25 protein-coding genes are annotated in these 21,677 nt (G+C 43.8%); 7 read left to right on the top strand and 18 right to left on the bottom strand.

Annotated elements, in window-relative coordinates:
* Nucleotides 1-4: 4 nt before the first annotated feature.
* Complete coding sequence (locus R7Z49_RS01990; protein ID WP_017634431.1) at nucleotides 5-223, top strand: DUF6500 family protein; 219 nt, start codon at nucleotides 5-7, stop codon at nucleotides 221-223.
* On the opposite strand, the gene R7Z49_RS01985 is transcribed toward R7Z49_RS01990, so the two are convergent.
* The 9 genes from R7Z49_RS01985 to fliD all read right to left on the bottom strand — a co-directional run bounded on the left by R7Z49_RS01985 (nucleotide 220) and on the right by fliD (nucleotide 6,851).
* The gene (locus R7Z49_RS01985) at nucleotides 220-507 is read right to left on the bottom strand and encodes a hypothetical protein (RefSeq protein ID WP_005375002.1); all 288 of its coding nucleotides are present in this window, start codon (nucleotides 505-507) and stop codon (nucleotides 220-222) included. The genes R7Z49_RS01990 and R7Z49_RS01985 overlap by 4 nt on opposite strands.
* Before the next feature lie 77 nt (nucleotides 508-584).
* Entirely contained in the window at nucleotides 585-1,580 is a 996-nt protein-coding gene (locus R7Z49_RS01980; protein WP_005375003.1) for a flagellar motor protein MotB, read from the bottom strand.
* Entirely contained in the window at nucleotides 1,580-2,437 is an 858-nt protein-coding gene (gene motA / locus R7Z49_RS01975; RefSeq protein WP_005375006.1) for a flagellar motor stator protein MotA, read from the bottom strand. The genes R7Z49_RS01980 and motA overlap by 1 nt, the downstream gene beginning before the upstream one ends.
* Nucleotides 2,438-2,447: 10 nt before the next feature.
* Nucleotides 2,448-3,176: a FliA/WhiG family RNA polymerase sigma factor gene (locus tag R7Z49_RS01970; protein ID WP_005375008.1), complete on the bottom strand. Its 729-nt coding sequence runs from the start codon at nucleotides 3,174-3,176 to the stop codon at nucleotides 2,448-2,450.
* Between the two features lie 12 nt (nucleotides 3,177-3,188).
* The gene (gene fliL / locus R7Z49_RS01965) at nucleotides 3,189-3,689 is read right to left on the bottom strand and encodes a flagellar basal body-associated protein FliL (protein ID WP_005375011.1); all 501 of its coding nucleotides are present in this window, start codon (nucleotides 3,687-3,689) and stop codon (nucleotides 3,189-3,191) included.
* A gap of 22 nt (nucleotides 3,690-3,711) precedes the next feature.
* Entirely contained in the window at nucleotides 3,712-4,785 is a 1,074-nt protein-coding gene (locus R7Z49_RS01960; RefSeq protein WP_258509053.1) for a flagellar hook-length control protein FliK, read from the bottom strand.
* Nucleotides 4,782-5,102, bottom strand: a complete 321-nt coding sequence (locus R7Z49_RS01955) for a hypothetical protein (RefSeq protein WP_005375013.1) — start codon at nucleotides 5,100-5,102, stop codon at nucleotides 4,782-4,784. The genes R7Z49_RS01960 and R7Z49_RS01955 overlap by 4 nt, the downstream gene beginning before the upstream one ends.
* Nucleotides 5,086-5,472, bottom strand: coding sequence for a flagellar export chaperone FliS (fliS, locus tag R7Z49_RS01950; RefSeq protein WP_005375014.1), 387 nt, complete (start codon nucleotides 5,470-5,472; stop codon nucleotides 5,086-5,088). The genes R7Z49_RS01955 and fliS overlap by 17 nt, the downstream gene beginning before the upstream one ends.
* 32 nt (nucleotides 5,473-5,504) lie before the next feature.
* Entirely contained in the window at nucleotides 5,505-6,851 is a 1,347-nt protein-coding gene (fliD, locus tag R7Z49_RS01945; RefSeq protein ID WP_031781075.1) for a flagellar filament capping protein FliD, read from the bottom strand.
* Nucleotides 6,852-7,266: 415 nt separating this feature from the next.
* Between fliD and R7Z49_RS01940 the strand changes: the two genes are divergently transcribed.
* Nucleotides 7,267-7,554 (top strand): hypothetical protein, encoded by a 288-nt coding sequence (locus tag R7Z49_RS01940; RefSeq protein ID WP_005375016.1) that lies wholly within the window; start codon nucleotides 7,267-7,269, stop codon nucleotides 7,552-7,554.
* Between the two features lie 70 nt (nucleotides 7,555-7,624).
* Here R7Z49_RS01940 and lafA read toward each other — a convergent pair whose 3' ends face one another.
* From lafA to R7Z49_RS01895, 9 genes are all read right to left on the bottom strand, one after another.
* Nucleotides 7,625-8,476 (bottom strand): lateral flagellin LafA, encoded by an 852-nt coding sequence (lafA, locus tag R7Z49_RS01935; protein ID WP_005375019.1) that lies wholly within the window; start codon nucleotides 8,474-8,476, stop codon nucleotides 7,625-7,627.
* A 301-nt stretch (nucleotides 8,477-8,777) separates the two neighbouring features.
* Nucleotides 8,778-9,548: an EAL domain-containing protein gene (locus tag R7Z49_RS01930; protein ID WP_005375023.1), complete on the bottom strand. Its 771-nt coding sequence runs from the start codon at nucleotides 9,546-9,548 to the stop codon at nucleotides 8,778-8,780.
* A gap of 19 nt (nucleotides 9,549-9,567) precedes the next feature.
* Complete coding sequence (gene flhA / locus R7Z49_RS01925) at nucleotides 9,568-11,658, bottom strand: flagellar biosynthesis protein FlhA (protein WP_318111266.1); 2,091 nt, start codon at nucleotides 11,656-11,658, stop codon at nucleotides 9,568-9,570.
* A gap of 31 nt (nucleotides 11,659-11,689) precedes the next feature.
* Complete coding sequence (flhB, locus tag R7Z49_RS01920; RefSeq protein WP_005375025.1) at nucleotides 11,690-12,817, bottom strand: flagellar biosynthesis protein FlhB; 1,128 nt, start codon at nucleotides 12,815-12,817, stop codon at nucleotides 11,690-11,692.
* Entirely contained in the window at nucleotides 12,814-13,590 is a 777-nt protein-coding gene (gene fliR / locus R7Z49_RS01915) for a flagellar biosynthetic protein FliR (protein ID WP_005375027.1), read from the bottom strand. Before fliR ends, flhB begins: the two co-directional genes overlap by 4 nt.
* Nucleotides 13,590-13,859, bottom strand: a complete 270-nt coding sequence (fliQ, locus tag R7Z49_RS01910; protein WP_005375036.1) for a flagellar biosynthesis protein FliQ — start codon at nucleotides 13,857-13,859, stop codon at nucleotides 13,590-13,592. The genes fliR and fliQ overlap by 1 nt, the downstream gene beginning before the upstream one ends.
* Before the next feature lie 12 nt (nucleotides 13,860-13,871).
* Nucleotides 13,872-14,630, bottom strand: coding sequence for a flagellar type III secretion system pore protein FliP (fliP, locus tag R7Z49_RS01905; RefSeq protein WP_005375037.1), 759 nt, complete (start codon nucleotides 14,628-14,630; stop codon nucleotides 13,872-13,874).
* Nucleotides 14,631-14,648: 18 nt separating this feature from the next.
* Nucleotides 14,649-15,020: a flagellar motor switch protein FliN gene (fliN, locus tag R7Z49_RS01900; protein WP_005375038.1), complete on the bottom strand. Its 372-nt coding sequence runs from the start codon at nucleotides 15,018-15,020 to the stop codon at nucleotides 14,649-14,651.
* Complete coding sequence (locus tag R7Z49_RS01895; RefSeq protein WP_005375039.1) at nucleotides 15,017-15,835, bottom strand: FliM/FliN family flagellar motor switch protein; 819 nt, start codon at nucleotides 15,833-15,835, stop codon at nucleotides 15,017-15,019. The genes fliN and R7Z49_RS01895 overlap by 4 nt, the downstream gene beginning before the upstream one ends.
* Nucleotides 15,836-16,214: 379 nt before the next feature.
* Between R7Z49_RS01895 and R7Z49_RS01890 the strand changes: the two genes are divergently transcribed.
* From R7Z49_RS01890 to R7Z49_RS01870, 5 genes are read left to right on the top strand one after another with little or no spacing between them, the layout of a single operon-like run.
* Nucleotides 16,215-17,234, top strand: coding sequence for an OmpA family protein (locus R7Z49_RS01890; protein ID WP_033906697.1), 1,020 nt, complete (start codon nucleotides 16,215-16,217; stop codon nucleotides 17,232-17,234).
* Entirely contained in the window at nucleotides 17,234-18,565 is a 1,332-nt protein-coding gene (locus R7Z49_RS01885) for a sigma-54 interaction domain-containing protein (protein ID WP_047102378.1), read from the top strand. Before R7Z49_RS01890 ends, R7Z49_RS01885 begins: the two co-directional genes overlap by 1 nt.
* A 15-nt stretch (nucleotides 18,566-18,580) precedes the next feature.
* A complete protein-coding gene (gene fliE / locus R7Z49_RS01880; protein WP_005375045.1) occupies nucleotides 18,581-18,937 on the top strand; it encodes a flagellar hook-basal body complex protein FliE in 357 nt (118 codons plus the stop codon).
* A gap of 3 nt (nucleotides 18,938-18,940) precedes the next feature.
* The gene (gene fliF, locus R7Z49_RS01875; RefSeq protein ID WP_005384024.1) at nucleotides 18,941-20,692 is read left to right on the top strand and encodes a flagellar basal-body MS-ring/collar protein FliF; all 1,752 of its coding nucleotides are present in this window, start codon (nucleotides 18,941-18,943) and stop codon (nucleotides 20,690-20,692) included.
* Entirely contained in the window at nucleotides 20,661-21,674 is a 1,014-nt protein-coding gene (locus tag R7Z49_RS01870; RefSeq protein WP_005375048.1) for a flagellar motor switch protein FliG, read from the top strand. The genes fliF and R7Z49_RS01870 overlap by 32 nt, the downstream gene beginning before the upstream one ends.
* Nucleotides 21,675-21,677 lie beyond the last annotated feature (3 nt).

The raw sequence follows: 21,677 nt of genomic DNA, 5'->3' as shown, positions 1-21,677 counted from the left end.
AGAAATGAGAGCTTCGCTGAGAGACAAAATTATAGAGGTCTGTGACAAAAAGATCGCGAGTAAAGGTGAATTGGTTGGTCTCTCATTTTATGCGTTTTTCGCTAATAAAAATGACGACCCAGAGCTGTTGATGGAAGCGGCTACGTGGTGGATTCAGACTCATCAGCTCGACCACTTCGAAAAAGCAGTAAAAATAAAATCAATGGTCGAGTCGGGGAGCTAAATTAAAAAAAAGAAGTAAAGAAAGCAGACAAATGCTAATAACGTTGCGGACAAAACAGGGTAGATAATGTAAGAGTCCTGCTTGTTGGTTCGTTGAAAACATAGCGAAACAAGTAAGACGTTATAAACAACAAGTAACAAGCTGATCATGGTTCCGCTGTTTAGTGTCATACTTGATAGCTGAGTTAAGAAAAACGCCAATAAAAGGTAATCGAAGACAATGAGCCATAAAAAGGCTTTCTTCAGTAAGTCGCTTTTTCTTTTTTCGGATGATGTTATGTGCATATAGAACTCAACTAAAAAGTCACAGTAACAGAGGCTTTGGTTAGAGAGGTCACCATCAGAGTGGTGACCTTTTAAGATTATAATTCTTGAATTTTTACTTCGCTGGTGGCGGTATCGCCGGAGTAATTGATGACTTCTTGACGAATGACTGGTTGGTTGAATTCAGCCTTATCTTTCGCTTTTTGCAGTTCACTTTCTTGGTGGTTGCCAAAAAGGGTCTCAAGCACTTTAGCGGCAGGAGTCGTTAAAACAAACAGCTCAATACGACGGTTTTCGCTAGAATCTGGCTCATCAGGATTAAGCAGCGCTCTATCTGACATACCCGTTACCTGCATTACTCTATCATCCGGCATACCGCCTTCAACTAACGTATTTCTTGCTACGTCTGCTCGAGAGGCTGATAACGCCCAGTTAGATTGACGACCAAAACGCTTTTTAAATGGAATTGCATCTGTGTGTCCGCTGATGATCAGAGGGTTGTTAACACGATGAAATACAGGTGCTAGTGCGAGCAGTAAATCTTCAAAAAAAGGAGTAAGTTCTGCACCACCACGGCTGAACATGTGCTGTTTGTAATCATCTTGAAGGACGATACGCAAACCTTGTGGTGTCACCGTGACGTTTACATTTCCCTGCGCATTAATTTGGGCAGTCATTTGCTCAATTACTTTCGCTAGTGCGGCAAGTTGCTCTTGAGTATCGAAGTTACCAGGAATCAAAGAATCAATTTCTGGTCCATCCCCATCACCTTTGAAGTAAGAGCTTACCACATGGTTGGAGTTGTGTTTACTTGGCACAGAAGAGTCCTGTGCCAAGTCGATAGGAGAAATACTTTGTGATGTATCAAATGGGTTGCCGTAACTCTTGTCGAATACGCTTGAACTATGCAAGTGGGCAACAATCGCTTTACGCTCTTCTTTGTCTACCACCTGCATAACCCAAAGTACAAGAAACAGCGCCATTAGGGCGATCATGAAGTCAGCAAACGCGACTTTCCACGCGCCGCCATGAGACGACTCATCATGGCTGTATACTTTGGCACGTTTGAACACTACATGCTCTTGTTTTTGCATTATCCCTCCTGTTCAGCTAACCACTTCTCCATTTGGTTGAATGTTGGTTTGATGTCTAGCTGAATATGTTTACGACCAGCGTCAATGGCGAGCAATGTCGGCTTTTTCGCTACGTAGGCAACCAAGGTTGCACGAACGCACTCAAAAGCAGTCATATTACGTTTTACTCGCTGAGCCATGGCGTTACTTAGTGGATCTAAGCCACAGTAACAACCGAAAATACCAATGAATGTACCAACGAGAGCTGCCGCAACGTGATAACCAATCATAGCGATTGAGCCATCAATAGCTTGCATGGTGATAATGATGCCACCAACTGCTGCAAGAATACCGAAGCCAGGTAGTGCTTCTGCTGTACGCTGTAGTGAGCGTGAAGGTAAAAGCATTTCGTTCTGTATTGCTTCGATTTCTTGCTCTAGCAGTCCCTCTAATTCATGAGGCGACATCTGTCCCATTGCCATTAAACGTAAATTGTCAGTAATGAAAGAAATTAGGCGATGATCTTCGGCGATCGTCGGGTAAGCGAGGAACATAGAGCTTTGCTCCGGAGCCTCAATATGAGAATCCAGAAACTTGTATCCGCGGTTTCTCGCTGTCTCTAGCAAGTTGTTGAGTAGTGCCATTAATTCCATGTAGTACTCATGCTCTTCTGTTGGACCTTTAATGGTCGCTGGCACTTGGCGACGCATTTCTTTCAGTACATGAGGCGGATTACCGATGATCAAAGAACCAGCAGCGGCGCCAATAATGATAAGGAATTCGGCTGGCTGCCAGATAGCACCTAAGCTACCACCGGCCCACATATATCCACCGAAGACGCACACCAGGATAGTGAGCACTCCAAAAAACTTTTGCATCTTGTGACTCCTAAGAGGACATTAATTGGTTGAGTTGTTTCAGCGCTTGTTTGTGAAGCTGACATATACGAGGTGGTGTCAGATCCAATACCAGAGCTATTTCGTGTAAGTTGAGTTCATGTTGATAGAACAGAGTCAGGAGCAGTTGATCGCGCTTAGGTAACTTACCCAAAGCACTGTCTAAACTACGACGAATATGTTCATGTTCCATGCCATCGTATTGCCCGCCAATGTAGCTATCACCGCTGCTCTCCATCAGTTGGTCAAGGCTTTGCATCTCGCCTGCGAGAGCGGCATTTTGGCGGTTGTAATAATCTTGCTCATTCGTCCCTAAAGCCTGGATGATTTCGGCATCCGTTGGCATTCGACCTAACGTTCGAGTGAGATCTCGAGTCACGTCGTTGAGCTCGTGGGCTTGTTGACGAGTCTTACGTGAACGCCAATCTAGTCGGCGTAATTCGTCTAAAATAGCTCCCCGAACTCGACAAACGGCGAAAGCAGGAAAGTGAGGATCGTCAACATCGCCATATCGGCGTCCAGCCTCGACTAGAGCGATAAGGCCTATCTGCTGCATATCTTCAATACTACAGTGAGAAGTGGCATGAACGCGCAGCTGGTTAACTACGCGTTTTACCATGACCTGATGACGTTGTAGCAATGCGTTTTCATCAATTGGTCGTGACGGTGTTGTCACTTCCTCTTCTGTGGTGTAAGTGTCTTGTACATTCATGTCTAACATGGTTGTGCTCCGTTATTGCACAACATATTTAGTCAACAAAACATCGTCGATTTCTCGGACGATGTCTGTTTTAGCAAAAGCGAGTAGAAGCGTTTGCTTCACTTCGTCTTGCAGAATATCGATGGCACCCGCTTGCTGTAACTGATCAAACGTTTTGTCGCTAAACAGTTTTAATAGAGAGTTTTGTACCATAGGCATGTATTCATCGATCTCTTTGATACGCTCTGGACGGCGTGTCTCAATTGCCAGTTCTAGCATCACAAAGTGAGTCTGTTTCTTGCCTTTAACGGTCAAAACGACTTTGTCCAAAGGATGGAAGCTAGGACCTTTACTTGTCGGTTGTTCTGTGACCAAAAAAGACAGTGGAGAGTCTTCGATCAGTGAACCAGAGTCAGGTGACTCTTGAGCGTGTTTGTTTAAGTACCAGATTCCGCCCATAATTGTGACGGCCGAAACGAGGGCACTGGTGATGATCATGGCGATAAACAGGGCGATCATTTGTTGTTTGGTCATAACCTTTTTCCTCGAAGATTCACTAAGCTTGAGTGCTTAGCCAGTGTTCTGAATAGTTAGTTGTTGTCGTGGTTTGGAATGCACCAGATTCTCGTGCGGCGAAAATATTGGCGTCTTCTTCGTTTGCATGTGGGTCATTTCGACCTCGGTTTTGATCAGAGCCAACATTGACATCGACATGAACGAAGTTTTGCTCTTGTAACTCAGTACGCAATCGTTCCGAAACTTGCATTAAAGCTTCTCGTGTTGCTGCGGCATTGGCGTTGATGTGGACACTCAATCGGTCACCTTCAACACGTACAAGTAAATCCAATTTCCCTAAGTCTGGTGGGTCTAGGCGGATTTTTGCTTCTTGTACATTTTGTTGAGCTTGGAGCGTCACGCGATCATGTAATACTTGCATCATTTGCTCCCCCCACTTTCCGGCAGTGGTATCAACACGCACCGCTGCCCACTCAGAGCCTTGAGCTTGAATATGACTCGTCGCAACCGGTGAATGTGCAGGTTGTGTTGTAGGAGCTTGTGCTTGAAGTAGAGATGCGGTTGGTTGCCCTTGAACAGGTTGATTCAAAAGTGTTTGAAACTCAGCACCGGAGATAGGCAAACGCGAACTCGATGAAGTCGGCAGACTTTGCTTCACATCTTGTTTTGAAGATGTGTTTAACATAGCGTTAGACGAATCTTGAGTAACAGACTTAACTTCGCTCGCAGTCATTAAAGATGACGCTTTTCCTAGTTTCTCAGCCTGCTTCTCTGCCATGGTAATCATACCCTGGGTTAAAGCTTGAGCTTGCGCTGCAAGATCAGTCGATTCTGTTAACCCTAGTGTACTGGTCAAGTTGGCATCCGGATCTGAAGCTGAGCGGTCATCAGTATCAAAACCATGACTTTGTACTTTGTTTGCGCTGTTCAAAGTAGAGGCCGTAAGGTGAAAACTCGGTACCGCTGACGCAGAGTTAAAGTCTTGCTCACCATTCTGCTTGTTCCCTGATTTAAAACCATGAGAAAAGCCGTGTACCGAGTTCGCTTGCTTGATGTGACCCTCATTGTTAGCTGGCGAATTACCCGAGTGCTGAGTTGAAGAAGGTATGATCATTGAGTTAGCTCCATGGTCATTGCTAATTGATAGGCCATAGCGCGTTCTTGATGGTCATTGACCATGTTCATCTCTTTTTTCAACTCGTTGGTCGACTTCTCTAATACTGCGAAGGCATTAGCGTGCACTGTTTTCGCTCGCTGGATTTCAGGTGCAAGCTTAGGATCTTTCAAAAAAGGCTTGTGACTGATCAAAAGCTCTCGCAACTGCAAGTCGTACCGCTTGAGCGCATGCCAATCGGCCGTTTTTGCGGCGAACTGGATGAGCTGAGATAAATGACGGAATCGCTCTGGCGATACTTTATGCTTGTTGTCCAAAATTCATCCAACCTTCACGAATGTTACCCATTACACGCTCAACGTTAACCAAGCGATTTGCATCGTTTTGCACGCTAGCGTAATAAAGTTCGACTTGGCAGAAGTCATACAGCTGGCGTAGGTTTTCCGCAATTTCACCGCCGTTTTCATCATCTAAAGCACTTGTTAGTCCAATCAAGATGTTCATGCATTTGTTGATTCCATTCCCTTTCTCGGCCAAACGATTTGCGGCTAGGTGGCCGCGAATACGTTCAACTTCATCGAGTAGGCCATCGATTAACATGATGACCAATTGGTGTGGATTTGCTGCTGCCGCTTGAGCGTCGAGATCGACTTGTTGGTACGAATCGTAACCAGAATCCATAAGCATGAATATTTCTCCTAAATTTGGAACCAAATGTCTTATTTTTGAGCATTAAACATGGACATGGTTTGGTTCATTTGGGTCATAATTGAATTCATTTGAGTGAATTGTTTGAGATAGCGGTTGTACGACATTTCGTACTTACGCTCTAAATTGGTTTGTTTATCTTTGATTCGGTCTAAGCTTGACTGTATTGCGTCTTTACGCGTGCTGAAGGTACCTGATGAGAACTTCAAGAAAGGCTCTACCATTGCGTCAAGAGAATCTAGCAAAGCGTCATCCCCATTAAACAACGCCTCTAAGCCTGCGCTATTTGTTTGTTGAGCTTCTTTGAACTTTTCTTGATCAACTTTCATTTTACCGTTGCGGTCTAGGCTCACGCCGATCTCGCTTAGGCGCATACCATTGTGTTCACCTCGGATTAACCCCGTTAACTGACTCTCAATAGAACGCAATGTCGAGTCGCTAGCGAGCACGCCGCGTTTCTGATCTTCACCGCCAATTTGGGTGTACTGATCGATAGTCGAAACAAGGGCATTGTAGGTTTCCACAAACTTATCTAGTTGTTCTTTAGTGCCTTCGCTATCAGCTCCAATTTTTAAACCGATTGGCGAATCTCCCGCGGCTTGCGGTTTAGATACGGTAATGTCAACACCGTCGATGACACCTTCAAAAGTATTACTTGCGTTGGTTAGTTTCAGGCCTGAGTCTTTTGCACCTAGCCACATAACCGCATCTTGCGGAGCGTTAATTTGCTTGAGGTTGGTGAAGGCGTCTTCAAACCACGCTTGGCCGGTACCTGTTGCAGATACGTTGATCTTATTTTCGACACCAGTCTCAGTGCTCGATAGCATAAAGTGTGTTTGACCATTCGAGCGAACTAGAGTGGCGTTAACGCCAGGGTTATCCGTGTGATTGTTAATCGCACTGGCTAAATCGCTGATCGTTGCAGTGCCGTCACCATTAACATCAACGGAGGACAAGTCTAGAGTCATTGTTTCACCGTTGATGGTGAATTCTAAAGATCCAGTAGTTGGTACTTCTGTCGTTGCCTCAAGGTCTGCAGGCATACCTGTAGATACTTGATGCGCCGTTGCCACTTTTTCTACAAAAATCTGATAGTTACCCGTTAGCGCTTTAGCATCCGCGTTTGCAGTAAAGTTACCTTCTTGAGAGAGTGTCGCACTGTTTTTGATGATGCTGTTTGTGCTGTTATTCATCTCTTTCATTGCAGTACGAAAATCACGTAGTGCGCTTTCAACTTTATTAAAAGCTGACAGTTGTGACTGGTACACATTAGCTTGCGCTTGGTAACGGTTTTTGAATGGGTTTGTGTCCAATTGTGCGAATTGGGTTGCCATTTTTACTGGGTCTAAAGAACTCATGAGGTGTGCTCCTCTCATCTCTTATTGGCTTGAATACTTTGAATGCTACGCCTTAGTTTAATTATCATTGCAAGATACGTGCCGTATATTAAATTCAATTAAAACAAAGGTTTAAAGCTATTTTGTTTTCTTGGGAGGAAGTGGTGTTTCCACCTTGTTTGTTCCGCCTTCCTCCATGGAAAAAGTAATTTCCTTATAAGAAAAGGCGACCTAAACAAAGAAAATATTTAATTGTATTGACGGTTCTAATTAGGAGAGATGTTTTAATTAGACGTTATATTCAGCCTTTACTTCAGCTTGATTCAGATAATTCTTACAGAGTGCATTAATTGCGTTCTGATATTATTTTTGATAGTGCGAAGTGCAAGTGTTCTCACTAAAAATTAAATTTTTTACGTTTCAAAGAATGTCAGTTATGAATGAATTTGCGTTGCGATTGATGAAATGTGCTCGTGCATATGAAGAGTTCATTAACAAAAAACTATTAAGTAAACAGAGCATCAATTCTGATGAGATAGCTAGTATCTTAAAGGAAGCTAAGTTCAATTTTCCTGAACTTAGAGATAGTAAAATAGGAAGCAAATTAGAGACGATAGAATTAGAACTGTTTAATAAGGTTTTATTTAATATTATGTTGAAATTCGGATTCAGAGTGCCTGAATCTCACAAAGATAATACGAGCTCTATTTATATTCGTAGATAAAAATAAAGCCTTCCATAGGAAGGCTTTATAATTAAGACGATTTAAATTAAGCGCACTATTAACTAAGTAATTAGCGTAGTAGTGACATTGCCATGCTTGGAAGCTGGTTAGTTTGAGACAGAACAGTTGTACCTGCTTGCATCAACATTTGGTTCTTAGTCATGTTTGAAGACTCTACTGCAAAGTCTGTATCCATGATACGACCTTTAGATGCTGTAACGTTTTCTACCATGTTACCAAGGTTAGCCATAGTGTGCTCAAGACGGTTGATGTTCGCACCGAAGTCTGCACGAGAGCTACCAATTTTTTCTACTAGACCGTCAGCGCCGCTGATTTTGTCTAGTGCTGCTTTTGCTTTAGTCGCGTCATCGATACCATCTGTAATTGCTGCATCAGCAAGGATAGTAGTGATTTCACCGATACCTGCGCTTGCGCTTACAGTCAATGTTTCAGCAGAAGATGCACCGATTTGGAATGTTACGTCACCTGCACCGAAGCCGCCGCCTTTAAGAAGGTTTTGACCACCGAACTTAGTGTTGTCTACGATGTTGTTTAGTTCTGCAGTAAGCTGTGTGAACTCTTTGTTAAGAGACGCACGGTCTGTTGCACTGTTTGAACCGTTCAACGATTGTGTAGCAAGGTCGTTCATACGGTAAACGATGTTTGTCATTTCATCCATCGCACCTTCAGCAGTTTGCATCATAGAGATGCCGTCTTGTGCGTTACGCATTGCTACTGACATGCCGCGTGTTTGCGCTTCTAGACGGTTAGCAATTTGAAGACCAGCAGCGTCATCAGCAGCTGAGTTCACACGGTAGCCTGTGCTTAGACGTTCCATTGCTGTGTTTAGAAGTCCGCTTGTTGTGTTCATTGTGTTTTGAGTTACAAGCGAAGCGTAGTTAGTGTGCATTGATAAAGCCATCTTAGTCTCCTTAGTTAGTCACTATATCTTTCAGGCCTCGGGATATTCCCTTGTCACTAACTAGAGGCGGTCGGTCGGCTTTAATGATTAATTTGAAAATTAAAAAATTTCTAAAAAAGATAAAAATTGATGATTTTTAGTGATTTGTATTCCATGAAAACCGAGAAAATCATCATATAAGCCTAAATTTTTTAGTTAAGTTAAAGAAACTATTGCCCAATGATCTTGTGGTTATCCGTTATAAATAAAAAAACAGCACGAATAAATCGTGCTGTTTTAAATATAAATGGTTGAGTTTCAACTATTCCTCATCAAAAGACTGAAAGGAGAGAGAGGTTGGGATATCGCTGAAATAACCAAAATAATAACTGGCACCCAATAAACGATAGCGGTTAAGTTCCGTTTGACTCGCTACACGTCCGGCAACCCAAGTATATTTATGCTTTCTTAAGAACTTAGCAATAGGTAGGAAAGCGTGTCTTTCTTCTTTATCCTCTAGTGTGACTGACAATTTGATCATATCGGGACTAAAGTCTGCGACGCGCTCGAAGTTCACTTGCGATGTCGCGACTTCAAACCAAAGTGAATATGCATTCTCTTTTAACTTTTTGGTGAGTGTGGCGACTTTATCACGATCACATAACGTTTCATCAGCTTGAAGAGAAGGAATCACATGTTGAAAAGCAGAAGAGTGGAATTGAATTGTCTGTTCGAGAAAATAAACCCCAGGCTCCCACAGTAATGCATCCACGCGAATCGGCACGACAACATTACTAATCAAGTCGTGATGAAAGGCTTCTAACTGAAATTGTGTTTGTCTTAGTGCAAGGTAAAGACTGAACAAATCCAGGCAGTACTGCATTTGTTCAGAGAGTTTGAATTGATAGACACTTTGTTCTCCACGCATACCAAATCTCAACGTCAGGTGTTGGAATTCTACTTCCCCTGATTGAGCTTCCCTAATTGCTTGGCATGCGTGTTGGACATCATTGTGTTTTAAAGCATCAAAGACTAATTGATCGTCATCCGTGACGATATGTTGTACTGCGAGACCAACCAAATGTTCGTACATCGCATGTGTTGAAATAAGATTAACCAAGGTTTCCTACCACATTGATTTGTTTGTTTTCTGGGATTTCGTTGTAAGACAATACTGCCAGCCCTTGTGTAAATGTACGAGCGTAACGCGCTAGAAGAGGGCGCAGCTGTGGCATAACGAGAAGGATCGGAGGTAGCCCCTGTTGCTTAAGCTGTTGTCTGATCAATGGCAAGTTTTGTTGGAACTGACCAAGAATGTTTGGCTCAATTGGGAAGCTATCTAGTGTTACCGTACCAGAAGATTGTGCTTGTTGCAGTGAAGTTAGTAGCATTTGTTCTAGCTCATCAGACAGTGCGTAGACATTTAACTCGTTCTTTTGTCCTGCAATTAAGTTAACAAGCGTACGCTTTAGTGCACAGCGTACATCAGATGCAAGTAGGATCGGGTCCTTTGTATTTTCCGCGGATTCCAACATTGTGTTGGCAATCGTGCGAATATCTTTTAGTGGCACTTGGTCCAATAAAAGCTGACGATATACTTTCAGCTGCTGCGCTGGATTAAGTGCTGCTGCTAATGCTTCTGCTAGTTTCGGGGCTTGTTGTGTCAAACGCTGGGTTATTGCTTCCACATCGTCGTGCGTAAACAATTCTGCAAGGTTTGTCTTCATGATTTTACTAATATGAGTGGCAATAACAGTGCCATCATCGACAACTTGGTAACCCATATTAAGTGCTTTTGCTTTATCTTGATGCTCAATCCACACAGCTGGCAACTGATAAGCAGGATCGCTACCCAAAATGCCATTTACCTCACCGTAAGTTTCGCCAACCGCTATCGCCATTAAACGCTCTGGTTCAATAAAACCTTGCTCAATGACTTCGCCATTTAGAGAAATTGTGTATTGGTTTGGCTTGAGGCTCAGGTTGTCACGAATACGAACTTCAGGTAATAAAAAGCCAACTTGTTCAGAAAGGTTTCGACGCACACCGCGGATACGTTGTGATAAAGGAGCCCCTTGTTCTTTGTTGACTAGATGGACGAGTCGATAACCAAGCGCAAGTGATAATGTTTGGACGTGAGGAATATCATCCCATGTCAGCGGTGTATCATCGTCTTGCATTGCTTGTGAAAGTGCTTCGACCTCTTCAATCTGGGAGTCTTGCACTGGCTTCTTGGTTTGACGCCACCCTGCGAACGCTAATGCGCCAGCAAACGCAAAAAAGGCTAGGTGTGGCATACCCGGTACCATACCGATTACCGCCATAATACCTGCGACAGTAAATAGCGTTGCAGGAGTTGCCAGTAATTGCTTTTGCATGGTTTCCGACATGCCATTATCGCTATCATTAATTCGCGTAACGATAATCGCGGCAGCCGTTGCCAATAGTAGTGAAGGAATTTGAGCAACTAGACCATCACCGATTGTGAGTAGGGCATAAGTTTTAAAGGCGTCAGACGCAGCGAGTCCATGCTCGAAGACACCAATACTGATACCACCAATGATATTGATAAACAGAATCAACAAACCTGCGATGGCATCGCCACGCACAAACTTTGATGCACCATCCATCGAACCATGAAAATCGGCTTCGTTGGCGACTTCTTTACGGCGTAAGCGAGCCGTTTCCTGATCGATAAGGCCAGCGTTTAAGTCGGCATCAATTGCCATTTGTTTGCCTGGTAAAGCATCCAACGTAAAGCGGGCTGAAACCTCAGAAATACGTTCACCACCTTTGGTGATTACGACGAAGTTGATGATCATCAAGATGACGAACACCACCATACCAACGACGTAGTTACCGCCAATGACGACTTCACCGAATGCTTGAATGACCTTACCCGCTGCGTCACCACCATTATGTCCTTCTAGGAGTACAATTCGCGTAGAAGCCACGTTCAATGTGAGACGTAATAATGTTGCGACCAGCAAAATAGTTGGAAAAACAGAGAAATCTAATGGTCGCTTTGCGGTTGTGCTGACCAGCAATACTAGGATTGCTAAGACGATATTAAAGGTAAACAGCGCATCCAGTAGCAGAGGAGGCAAAGGAAGAATCACCATTGCTAATATCATTAGCAAGACGATTGGAATGCCAACGTAGCCTTTGGTTGATGTTTGAAGTTGTTTTAACCGGTTAAGCATACTTTCGTGTCCTTGGATAAACGCGGGTTAATCAGTGCTGCAAATGTTTTGGAATCGAAAAATGAGGTAAAGGAATTGGCTCTTTTCCCTCACCTTTACGAAAGGCTTTCAATTGCAAAACGTAAGTAAGAATATGTGCCACTGCGATGTACAGTTGGCTTGGGATTGCTTGTTCAATCGCCGTCGTGTGATAAATCGAACGGGTAAGTGGCGGGGAGTTAATGATTTCCACTTTGTTTTCTCGGGCGATACGTTGAATGTGCATAGCAGTTTCGTCTACGCCTTTTGCGACGACAAAGGGCGCGTCAGAAAGCGAAGGCTCGTATTTCAGTGCGACTGCGTAGTGCGTTGGGTTTGTGATGATCACGTCAGCCGTCGGCACCATTTTATCGATCTTACGGCGCGCAAACTGTTGCTGTATTTGACGAATACGTTGTTTTACTTCCGGACGACCTTCATTATTTTTAAATTCCTCTTTCAATTCTTGTTTCGTCATGCGGAGTTCTTTTAGGTGTTCCCAACGCTGATAAGGAATGTCGATAACCCCAAATAACAACAAGGCGAAGCCCATTAAGAGTAAGCCTTCAAACAGAATTGACATTACTAGAGAAAAACCTTGGCTGAGTGGGAGGTTTTGCATGCCAAGTAATGGCTGTAAGTGGTTGTCTAAATAGCCATATAAGATGCCGAAGATCACGGCTACTTTGAACGTCGACTTTAAGAGCTCAACCACTGAGCGGGTCGAAAAAATGCGCTTTATCCCGCTCAAAGGATTAATTTTGCTGAGCTTTGGCATCACGTTCGCGGGACGGAACATCCAGCCGCCTAGCACAAGGCTACTACCACAGGTCACGATAATAATGACGGTAAACAATGGTAATAGCATGTCGATGATGACTGCTAAACTTTGTCCCAATTGCTCGACAAGTTGTTTAGGATTTTCTAGGTCGGCTCGCGTCAGCATCATGTTGTAGCGAAAGATCCCCGACATGCTTTCCCAAATACTATTAAGCTGAGAGTAAAAGTAGAGCGCCACCGCTAGAAATATAACCGCAGTAGTAAACTCTTTCGCGCGAGGAATTTGTCCTTCCTGACGGGCTTTCTTTACCTTCTGCGGTGAGGCTTTTTCAGTTTTGTCTTGAGAAGATTGATCGCTCATGCTCCCCCCAACATAAAGTTACTCAAGTGTCTAATGGTGTCGTGAACGAGCGCCGTGTAGCGACCAGGAACACCAGAAACTGAGATTAATACGCTGAATAGACCCAGCAGCATCGTCATAGGAAAACCTAACGCATAGACATTAAGTGATGGTGCGGCTCGGTTCATTACACCAAAACTGATGTTGGCTAGAAGCATGGAAACAATAGCGGGTAAAGCCAAAGCTAGTGAAGAGGCAAACATCCAACCGAAAATATTGACAACACCTTGCAGAGAAAGCGATGTGATACCAGATCCGACTGGCCAAACAACAAAGCTTTGAATCACGATATCTATGACGAGTAAGTGTCCTTCTAGCGCAAGAAACAACAAGGTTGAGAAAATCAGAAATATGCGTCCCAAAATGGCGACAGAAAGCCCGTTAATAGGATCATTCATCATCGCCATACCTAAGCCCATTTGCAGAGAAATCACCTGACCAAGCATGGTGAAAACGTTAAAGAGCATGTGCAAAATTAACCCAAACATTACCCCCCAAATAGCTTGCTCAAAAGCAAGGAACAGGGAAGTCATAGAGAATAATTCGACTTGTGGCATGGGTGGCATTAACGGTCCAGTAATGACAACGATCGAGAGGGCCAGTAAAGTACGAACCCAAACAGGAATAATTGCATCACCAAAGAAAGGCATTGAAATAAATACGGCTCCCACACGAAAAAACGGCCACCAGAGTTGACCGAGTATCGCCGAGAGCTCTGCAAATGTGATGGCCATTAGCCAATCATCCCTGGTATGTTGTGGAACAAGAAATCAAACAGTTCCATGATCTTACGGAGCATCCAGTGACCTGCAAAAATCACCATTAATAAGGTAACGAGCAAACGTGGCAAAAAGCTGAGTGTTTGCTCGTTGATTTGTGTGGCAGCCTGAAATACGGCGATACACAAACCGACAATTAAGCCTGGAACAACCAATACGGCAACCATCAAAATGATCAGCCATACTGCATCGGAAAATAACGTTACGGTTAGTTCTGGGGTCATAACTGCTCCTAGTTAACCGAAGCTGGCAGATAAGGTGCCAACTGTCATTGCCCAACCATCCACGAGTACAAATACCACCAACTTAAAGGGAAGTGAGACAATTAAAGGTGATAGCATCATCATACCCATTGCCATCAGGACACTGGCGACAACCAAGTCGATGACCAAAAACGGGATGAAAAGCATAAAACCAATTTGGAAGGCGGTTTTTAGTTCACTAATGACAAATGCAGGCAAGACAACGGCAAATGAAATATCCTCAACGTTTTGGTCGAGAGGCTCATTGGCAATACGTAACATTTGTTCAAGAGAGCTTTGGTGCGTCTGTGCCAGCATGAACTCTCTCACTGGTTTCTCTGCAACAGAAAAAGCCTGTATTAGCGTGATTTCGCCGTTGTCGTATGGCTGAAACGCATTTTCATAAATATCGCTCCAGACAGGGCGCATAATCAGTAACGTCAATGCGAGAGCGATCCCGACCAACACTCTGTTAGGTGGGCTTTGTTGAAGACCAAGAGCTTGGCGCAAAATCGCAAGGACAACGACAATTCGAGTAAAGCTCGTCGCCATCAAAATAAATGCTGGAAGAAAACTGAGCGCCGTCATCAACAACAGAATTTGCAGTTTAACGCTGTATTCTTGTTGTGTGTCGCCATCAGAAACGGACAAGATAGTTAAGCCGTTGTCAGCCGCCATTGTTGGGAAAGCAAACAAAAGTGACACCAATACCAAAAGAGGTAACCAACGGTGCCAAGCGCTCAGATTTTTCATTGTGATGCCTACCTAAGATTATTGACCAACGCCACTCAATGCAGAGTCATGTACATCGATCAGACGAAGTCCATACTTATCATTGACAACGACAACTTCAGCGTGGCCCATAAGAGAACCGTTTACTTTCACGTCTAAAGGCTCGCCATTGAGCTTTTCCAACTCGATAACCGTGCCTTCACCCGCTTTCATTAAGTCCCCAAGTGGGATCTCCTTACTCGCAACTTCCAGCGTGACTGTGACAGGAATGCTTTTGAAAAAGCTAAGGTCACGTTCCGCAGTGGCTGGTTCTTGTTGGAGCGTATCTTCGGCTTCAAAGTCTTCTAATTGAAAATCATCAAAGTTCAGTTCTTCTGCGTCGAATGCATTAGTTTCTAGCGCTTCGCTCATCGCTGCGGTTCCTTATCAGGGTTAAAGATCAAAACAAGTTGGCCGTCTTGCTCGGCAATACGACCTGTAAATAGAGATTGGTTGCCAATGCTTACTGGAACCGTGTTAAGAAGCTCAATAGGTAAAATATCGTTGGGTTGTAAGCCAACCACATCACTTAAAGGCATCTTCTTTTTACTTAGAACAACGTTCAGTCGAACGGGGGTCGTCTCTAAAGAACGACAGAAAGGTTGAAACAAATCGGTATCAGGCTGCAGTTCAAGCTGCTCGATTAGCGTTTGAATAAGATGACCATCTAGCTTGAGATGAATTGAGCCTTGATGATCGTCAAACGCAATGTTTAATTGAACGTTAATGCCAATACCTCTAGGGGTCTCATACTCACCCGTGTCCCACATTTCACCAGGAGCAAGCCAACCGATGATGATTCGACTGATGCGCTCTTGTAAACGTAAGTCACTGGCCGTCAGAGTAGCGGCTGAACGCTCTGCACTTGCACCATAAAATCTATCAGCCAACTTTATTAGCGTGTGAGGGTTACCATGGATGAATACCATGCCGCCTTCCTGATGTTGATAGGTCGACGTTTGCTCTTTGTCCATCTCAACCGATGTAAAGCGGTGCAAGTCTACTGAGGTTAAGCTAGCTTCCACTTTTCCTGTGCTGAGCCAATTTTGTAATTCAGTCGTAAGGTTTGAGCAAGATTCTGAAATTAAATTATCGAGCTTCTCACGAATGATATGAATAGGTTTGCCTAATAATTCTACATCAAGTAGTTGACTATCAGAAATAGGCTCGCTAACTCTATTTTCCATTTATATTTTACCGTGCGTTAACAATCGAAAGTGTTTTAACTTAATGGCGTGTAGTCTACACAGAAATTTTAATGATCTTTTAGCTCCAAACTCTAAGATTGTGACTTTAGTTCACATGTTGCTTTGTTCATATAGTCATAATCTTTTAATGAAATTTAAAAAGAGTTAGTTTTCTTTATAAATCGCTTAATAAATAAAATAACAATGTTGAGCGTTTTAGTTGTTATAGATTTTTTAAATTGCCTTTATGGCGTAACAACAACTTCAAATAAATAAATTATAAGATACTGTTTTTTATGCTTAAAGCTTCCGTTGGAGGCTAAGCGTGCTCTCTTGAGCGTTTTGTAACCAATTTTAATATTCAGAATAGGTAATTAAAATGATTAGCTATGCCAGTTCTCTCGGCTTGGTGGCATATTTAATTAAACGGTTTAAGTCATGGGAATGTAAGATATACATGAATCATGTCCGTTTGATAATTTGTAACACAATTATTGTTATCAGTTTTATTTTTTCAAAAGTGTCATATTCAGAAGAAGTCTTAACAATCCCTATGGACCTCTCTAAATGGACATATGAGGGAAATAAATTCAAATGCAACTTGTTGCAATCAAATAAAGACTATGGGAAGTTTTATTTCCTAGCGGAACCTAATAATAAATTCTATTTTATTTCCGATATAGAATATGAAAACAATAAATGGAAAACGATTGCTTTAACAACTCAAAATGCTCCTTGGGGTGATGAGCTTTATAGAAAAGAATTTGGTTCCCTTGAATTTACTAAGCCGTCTCAGCGTTTCATCTTTAATAAAGGCGCTGAAGAATTCATGGATTCAATTGCTTCGGGTAGTTGGGTGACGCTGTCACTTAAAGGAAGTAATGCTTCCTCTGTTTCAGAGATTGTGATTCCTACTCTTCAAATTCAAAACGCATTGAAATCATTTAATGCGTGTCGCGCGCGATTGCCTAAATTGTCTTTTTCAGAGGCAAGGGATATGGCGCTCTCATTTGAGTTTGGTCAGAAGACGTTAAGTCGTGGACAGAAAGCAACACTAGAAGCGCTGTATAGCTATGTATCTGTGGATGATCGAGTGACCAAAATCCTCATCGACGGTCACACCGATAACGTTGGTTCAAGTTTAACGAACCTTTCTGTGTCACGTACTCGAGCAGAGCAAGTCACCAACGCTTTGATTGAGCTTGGGGTCGACGAGTCGATGATCGAAACACGAGCTCATGGTTCGCGTTACCCAATTGCCAGCAATAACTCGGTTAATGGCCAAGCAAAAAACCGACGTGTCACCCTGCGTTTAGTGAGGGACAACGAGTATACGGCTACGAAACACTACCCAGATCTACAATCACAAAATCAACAAACGAAAGTTAAGGTTCAATGATGACGAAAACGAAAATTTTGTTGGTTGAGCCAAATGAAGCTCTTGCTCAACCAGTATTGGATGTGTTGCAAAATGCAGGTTACACCGCGAAACACACTCGTACTGGTCGAGGCGCTTTGCTTGAAGAGCGAGCAGAAATCACTTTAGTGAGCTCTACGCTGCCGGATATGTGTGTTCGTGAGTTTGTCGCGTGTCACCAAAAGCAGCGAAATTCGGGTGTTGTTATTGCGATTGTCGACCAAGAGCAAGGCATCTTGGCTGCTGAGACGATGAAAGCGGGCGCTACTGATTATCTATTACGCCCATTTGAATCTAATCAGTTGGTTAATCTGCTTAAACGTGTTGAAGCGTTAGGTAAGCCAATGGCCAACATTGTTGCGGAGTCTTGGAGAAGCAAACAAGTTCTGCAATTGGCGCATCGTGCAGCATGTACTAACGCGAGTGTGCTTATTACAGGTGAATCGGGAACGGGTAAAGAAGTGCTGGCGCGATATGTGCATGAGCACTCTCCGCGTATCAATGGTCCATTTGTGGCGGTTAACTGTGCCGCCATTCCAGAGTCAATGTTAGAGGCTGTGCTATTCGGTCATGTAAAAGGCGCGTTCACCGGAGCGACAAATTCTCAAAGCGGTAAGTTTGAAGAAGCAAATGGCGGGACGATTCTGCTTGACGAGATTGGTGAAATGTCACCTGCGGTTCAAGCGAAATTGTTGCGCGTCCTTCAAGAGCGTGAAGTAGAACGTGTTGGTAGCCATAAAGCCGTTCAGCTCGATATTCGTGTTATTGCGGCAACCAACAAAGACTTACGTGAGGAAGTTCAAAAAGGCACGTTCCGTGAAGATCTTTATTATCGATTAGATGTGCTGCCTCTGCACTGGCCGCCTTTGCGTGAAAGAAAAGAGGACATTCTACCGATTAGCCAATTCTTTATTGAAAAGTATCAAGATAGCAGCCGCTGTCACCTATCCCAAGATGCGATTAGTGCGCTGAGTCAGTATCACTGGCCGGGCAATATTCGTGAGTTGGAAAATGTCATTCAACGCGCTTTGGTCATGCGTCATGGTGATTACATTACAGCCCATGACCTGATGCTGCCTATTGAGCTTGTCGCGTCAGTTCCTACAGCAGAGCCAACTTCAAACTTTGGTCATGTAGAAGCGAAGAAGCAAGCTGAATATCAGTTTATTTTGGAAAAGTTACGTCAGTTTGGTGGAAACCGAACGAAAACCGCAAACGCGCTTGGAGTCTCTACTCGAGCGCTACGCTACAAGCTCGCAGCAATGCGAGAACATGGTATTGATTTACAGTCGGCACTAGGCTCGGCTGCCTAATAGGAGAAAAAATAGATGGCAAGTCAACCTACTCATGCGGTCTCGGCAGAGCAACTTATGTTGTCAAAAATGCAGGCGATGCAGGCACAAGTGCAGCCGCCAGAGTTTATCGTGAGTGCAAATCCTTTAGATCAACAATCACTAAACGCACCTTTATCGTTCTCACAAGCGATGACAAATGTGTTGGATACAGTGAATCAACATCAATCAGTGGCTAGTCAAAAAATGACGGCCGTAGAAACAGGAAAAAGTGATGACCTAGTTGGTGCAATGGTCGCGAGCCAAAAAGCCAGCTTGTCCTTTAATGCTTTGATGCAAGTGCGCAACAAAGTCGTGACCTCATTTGAAGATATTATGAAGATGCCGGTGTAATTCATGTCAGAACTAACCCCCCAAGTCGCCGGAAACACAGCTATGGCTACCGGCACAGCACAGACATTTTCTACTGCCAATGGCATGGACGATGTGACAACGAAGCTGAAGCAAATCTGGTCTAGCAGTCAGAGAAACTTAGTGCTATCTGCGGTGTTAGCTGCGATTGTTGCAGCGATTATTGTGGTTGCACTATGGAGTTCCTCGCAGAGCTTTCGTCCGCTTTATAGCCAACAAGAGCGTTTTGATATCGGCGAAATTGTGTCGGTATTAGAAAGCGAAGGCGTAAGCTACCGCATGCAAGAGCAAAATGGACAAGTTCTTGTACCAGAAGGTGAGGTTGCGAAGGTACGCATGTTGCTTGCATCAAAAGGTGTTAAAGCTAAGCTGCCGACAGGTTTGGATTCGCTCAAGGAAGATAGCTCTCTTGGTACGAGCCAATTTATGGAAACGGCGCGTTATCGTCATGGTTTAGAAGGTGAGTTAGTACGTACTATCATGTCTTTGAACTCAGTAGCGAACGCGCGTGTTCATTTAGCAATACCTCGTCAAACTCTATTCGTCCGCCAAAACAGTGAGAATCCATCAGCATCTGTCATGCTTGAGCTCAAACCTGGTGAAGACTTAAAGCCTGAACAAGTCGAAGCGATCATTAACCTAGTGGTCGGTAGTGTCACGGCAATGAAGCCAGAATTTGTTTCTGTCATTGACCAGTATGGCCGTCTTCTTAGTGCGGATGTCGCTTCTGCGGAAGCCGGCAAAGTAAACGCGAAATATCTTGAATACCAGAAGAGTGTTGAAAAACAGATCATCCAACGCGCAGCAGATATGCTTACGCCGATTGTGGGGCCGAGTAACTTCCGCGTACAAGTCGCTGCCGATCTGGACTTTAGCCAAGTTGAAGAAACACAAGAAATTTTGGATAACGCGCCGGTTGTGCGTAATGAGCACACCATTCATAACAACTCGGTTGATCAAATTGCGTTGGGTGTTCCAGGTTCTCTAAGTAACCAACCGCCAGTGACAGGATCTGGTGAAGTGGAAACGAACGATAGCCAAAACACGAATGCGCGATCTGAAGTGAATCGTCAATATGCTGTAGGTAGTAGTGTTCGTCGTACTCAATACCAACAAGGCCAAATAGAAAAGCTTAGTGTCTCGGTTTTGTTGAACTCGAAAGCTTCGCCAGATGGTGTGGCGTGGAGTGAAGCCGATAAAGAGCAAATCTCAAACATGATCATGGATGCTGTTGGTATCTCTGCCACACGAGGTGACAGCTTAAGTTTAATGAGTTTCAACTTCACCCCAATTGAAATTGATGCTCCTCCTGCACTGCCGTGGTGGCAAGACCCTACAGTACAGCAGCCAATACGCTACGTTATTGGTGGCTTGTTAGGCTTGGCGATGATCTTCTTCGTACTGCGTCCATTAATCATGCACCTAACTGGCGTTGATAAACCTGTGCCTGAGCTAAATTTTGCTGAGCCTCAGGAAGAACCTGACTACGAAAACTTGCAAACGCGTGAAGAGCGCGAGCATGAAGAAGTACTTGATCGCCGCCTATCTGAAAAAGGCATCTCAGCCTCTTCAGGTTTAGATGTAAACAGCGACATGCTACCACCAGCAGGTTCGCCATTAGAAATTCAATTGAAACACCTACAGCTTATTGCTAATGAAGAGCCAGAGCGCGTAGCCGAAATACTGAAACAATGGGTAAACATCAATGAACACAGTTCTATCAAAGCAGACGCTTAGTTATGTTGAACAAACCGCGCTCGTGCTATTAGGCATGGGCGAGGATGCCGCAGCGAAGGTTTTGCAACACTTTAGCCGTGATGAAACCCAGCGTGTGACTCGTGCAATGGCGAAGTTAAATGGCATTAAGAGCGATTCTGCTCGTGGTGTTATTCAAACTTTCTTTGAAGATTTCCGTGAGCACAGCGGTATTCGAGGAGCCTCTAAGGAATACCTATCTAATACATTGCGCAAAGCGTTGGGTAACGATTTGGCAAAAGGGTTATTAAATACCTTATATGGCGATGAAATTCGCAACAACATGCAGCGCTTACAGTGGGTGGAAGCAGAAACTCTCGCTCGTTTCATTGTGAATGAGCACCCACAAATGCAAGCAATTTTTCTAGCGTATTTGCCAGCGGACAGCTCTTCAGCGGTATTGAAGCACTTGCCACAAGATTACCATGACGAAATATTGTTCCGTATTGCTCAATTGCAAGATATCGATCATCAAGTTGCCGTTGATTTGCATGAACTCGTTGAGCGTTGCATCGAAAAAGTATCCGCAAGTCAAAGCACGCCGTTATCAGGTGTTAAGCAAGCAGCAGATATCATTAACCGCTTTGAAGGTGACCGTGGTTCATTGATGGAAATGCTGAAGTTGCATGATGAAGATGTTGTTAATGCAATCGAAGAAAACATGTTCGACTTTATGGTTCTTGGCCGACAACGCGAAGAAACTATGGACATGTTGGTGCAGCAAATCCCGCTAGAGTTGTGGGCAGTTGCGCTAAAAGGTTCCGATATTACCTTACAACAAGCTATTAAGCGTTCAATGCCGCAACGTATGGTAAAAGCGCTAGAAGATGACATGGACGCACGCGGCGCTGTTGCGTTAAGTCGAGTTCAAAAAGCACGTCAAGACATCATGCAAATGGTACGTGAGCTGGATGAATCTGGTGAAGTTCAGCTGCTTCTCTATGAAGAGCCAACGGTGGAGTAAGGT

The organism is Vibrio sp. 1562 (assembly GCF_033340155.1).
Lineage (GTDB): Bacteria > Pseudomonadota > Gammaproteobacteria > Enterobacterales > Vibrionaceae > Vibrio > Vibrio alginolyticus.
This window is presented reverse-complemented; position numbering and strand designations above follow the sequence as displayed.

Excerpts from the sequence above, each read along its gene's own strand:
- R7Z49_RS01990 (WP_017634431.1), top strand. The coding sequence starts at position 5 with ATGAGAGCTTCGCTGAGAGACAAAATTATAGAGGTCTGTGACAAAAAG.
- R7Z49_RS01985 (WP_005375002.1), bottom strand. The coding sequence starts at position 507 with ATGCACATAACATCATCCGAAAAAAGAAAAAGCGACTTACTGAAGAAA.
- R7Z49_RS01980 (WP_005375003.1), bottom strand. The coding sequence starts at position 1,580 with ATGCAAAAACAAGAGCATGTAGTGTTCAAACGTGCCAAAGTATACAGC.
- motA (WP_005375006.1), bottom strand. The coding sequence starts at position 2,437 with ATGCAAAAGTTTTTTGGAGTGCTCACTATCCTGGTGTGCGTCTTCGGT.
- R7Z49_RS01970 (WP_005375008.1), bottom strand. The coding sequence starts at position 3,176 with ATGTTAGACATGAATGTACAAGACACTTACACCACAGAAGAGGAAGTG.
- fliL (WP_005375011.1), bottom strand. The coding sequence starts at position 3,689 with ATGACCAAACAACAAATGATCGCCCTGTTTATCGCCATGATCATCACC.
- R7Z49_RS01960 (WP_258509053.1), bottom strand. The coding sequence starts at position 4,785 with ATGATCATACCTTCTTCAACTCAGCACTCGGGTAATTCGCCAGCTAAC.
- fliS (WP_005375014.1), bottom strand. The coding sequence starts at position 5,472 with ATGCTTATGGATTCTGGTTACGATTCGTACCAACAAGTCGATCTCGAC.
- fliD (WP_031781075.1), bottom strand. The coding sequence starts at position 6,851 with ATGAGTTCTTTAGACCCAGTAAAAATGGCAACCCAATTCGCACAATTG.
- R7Z49_RS01940 (WP_005375016.1), top strand. The coding sequence starts at position 7,267 with ATGAATGAATTTGCGTTGCGATTGATGAAATGTGCTCGTGCATATGAA.
- lafA (WP_005375019.1), bottom strand. The coding sequence starts at position 8,476 with ATGGCTTTATCAATGCACACTAACTACGCTTCGCTTGTAACTCAAAAC.
- R7Z49_RS01930 (WP_005375023.1), bottom strand. The coding sequence starts at position 9,548 with ATGTACGAACATTTGGTTGGTCTCGCAGTACAACATATCGTCACGGAT.
- flhA (WP_318111266.1), bottom strand. The coding sequence starts at position 11,658 with ATGCTTAACCGGTTAAAACAACTTCAAACATCAACCAAAGGCTACGTT.
- flhB (WP_005375025.1), bottom strand. The coding sequence starts at position 12,817 with ATGAGCGATCAATCTTCTCAAGACAAAACTGAAAAAGCCTCACCGCAG.
- fliR (WP_005375027.1), bottom strand. The coding sequence starts at position 13,590 with ATGGCCATCACATTTGCAGAGCTCTCGGCGATACTCGGTCAACTCTGG.
- fliQ (WP_005375036.1), bottom strand. The coding sequence starts at position 13,859 with ATGACCCCAGAACTAACCGTAACGTTATTTTCCGATGCAGTATGGCTG.
- fliP (WP_005375037.1), bottom strand. The coding sequence starts at position 14,630 with ATGAAAAATCTGAGCGCTTGGCACCGTTGGTTACCTCTTTTGGTATTG.
- fliN (WP_005375038.1), bottom strand. The coding sequence starts at position 15,020 with ATGAGCGAAGCGCTAGAAACTAATGCATTCGACGCAGAAGAACTGAAC.
- R7Z49_RS01895 (WP_005375039.1), bottom strand. The coding sequence starts at position 15,835 with ATGGAAAATAGAGTTAGCGAGCCTATTTCTGATAGTCAACTACTTGAT.
- R7Z49_RS01890 (WP_033906697.1), top strand. The coding sequence starts at position 16,215 with ATGATTAGCTATGCCAGTTCTCTCGGCTTGGTGGCATATTTAATTAAA.
- R7Z49_RS01885 (WP_047102378.1), top strand. The coding sequence starts at position 17,234 with ATGACGAAAACGAAAATTTTGTTGGTTGAGCCAAATGAAGCTCTTGCT.
- fliE (WP_005375045.1), top strand. The coding sequence starts at position 18,581 with ATGGCAAGTCAACCTACTCATGCGGTCTCGGCAGAGCAACTTATGTTG.
- fliF (WP_005384024.1), top strand. The coding sequence starts at position 18,941 with ATGTCAGAACTAACCCCCCAAGTCGCCGGAAACACAGCTATGGCTACC.
- R7Z49_RS01870 (WP_005375048.1), top strand. The coding sequence starts at position 20,661 with ATGAACACAGTTCTATCAAAGCAGACGCTTAGTTATGTTGAACAAACC.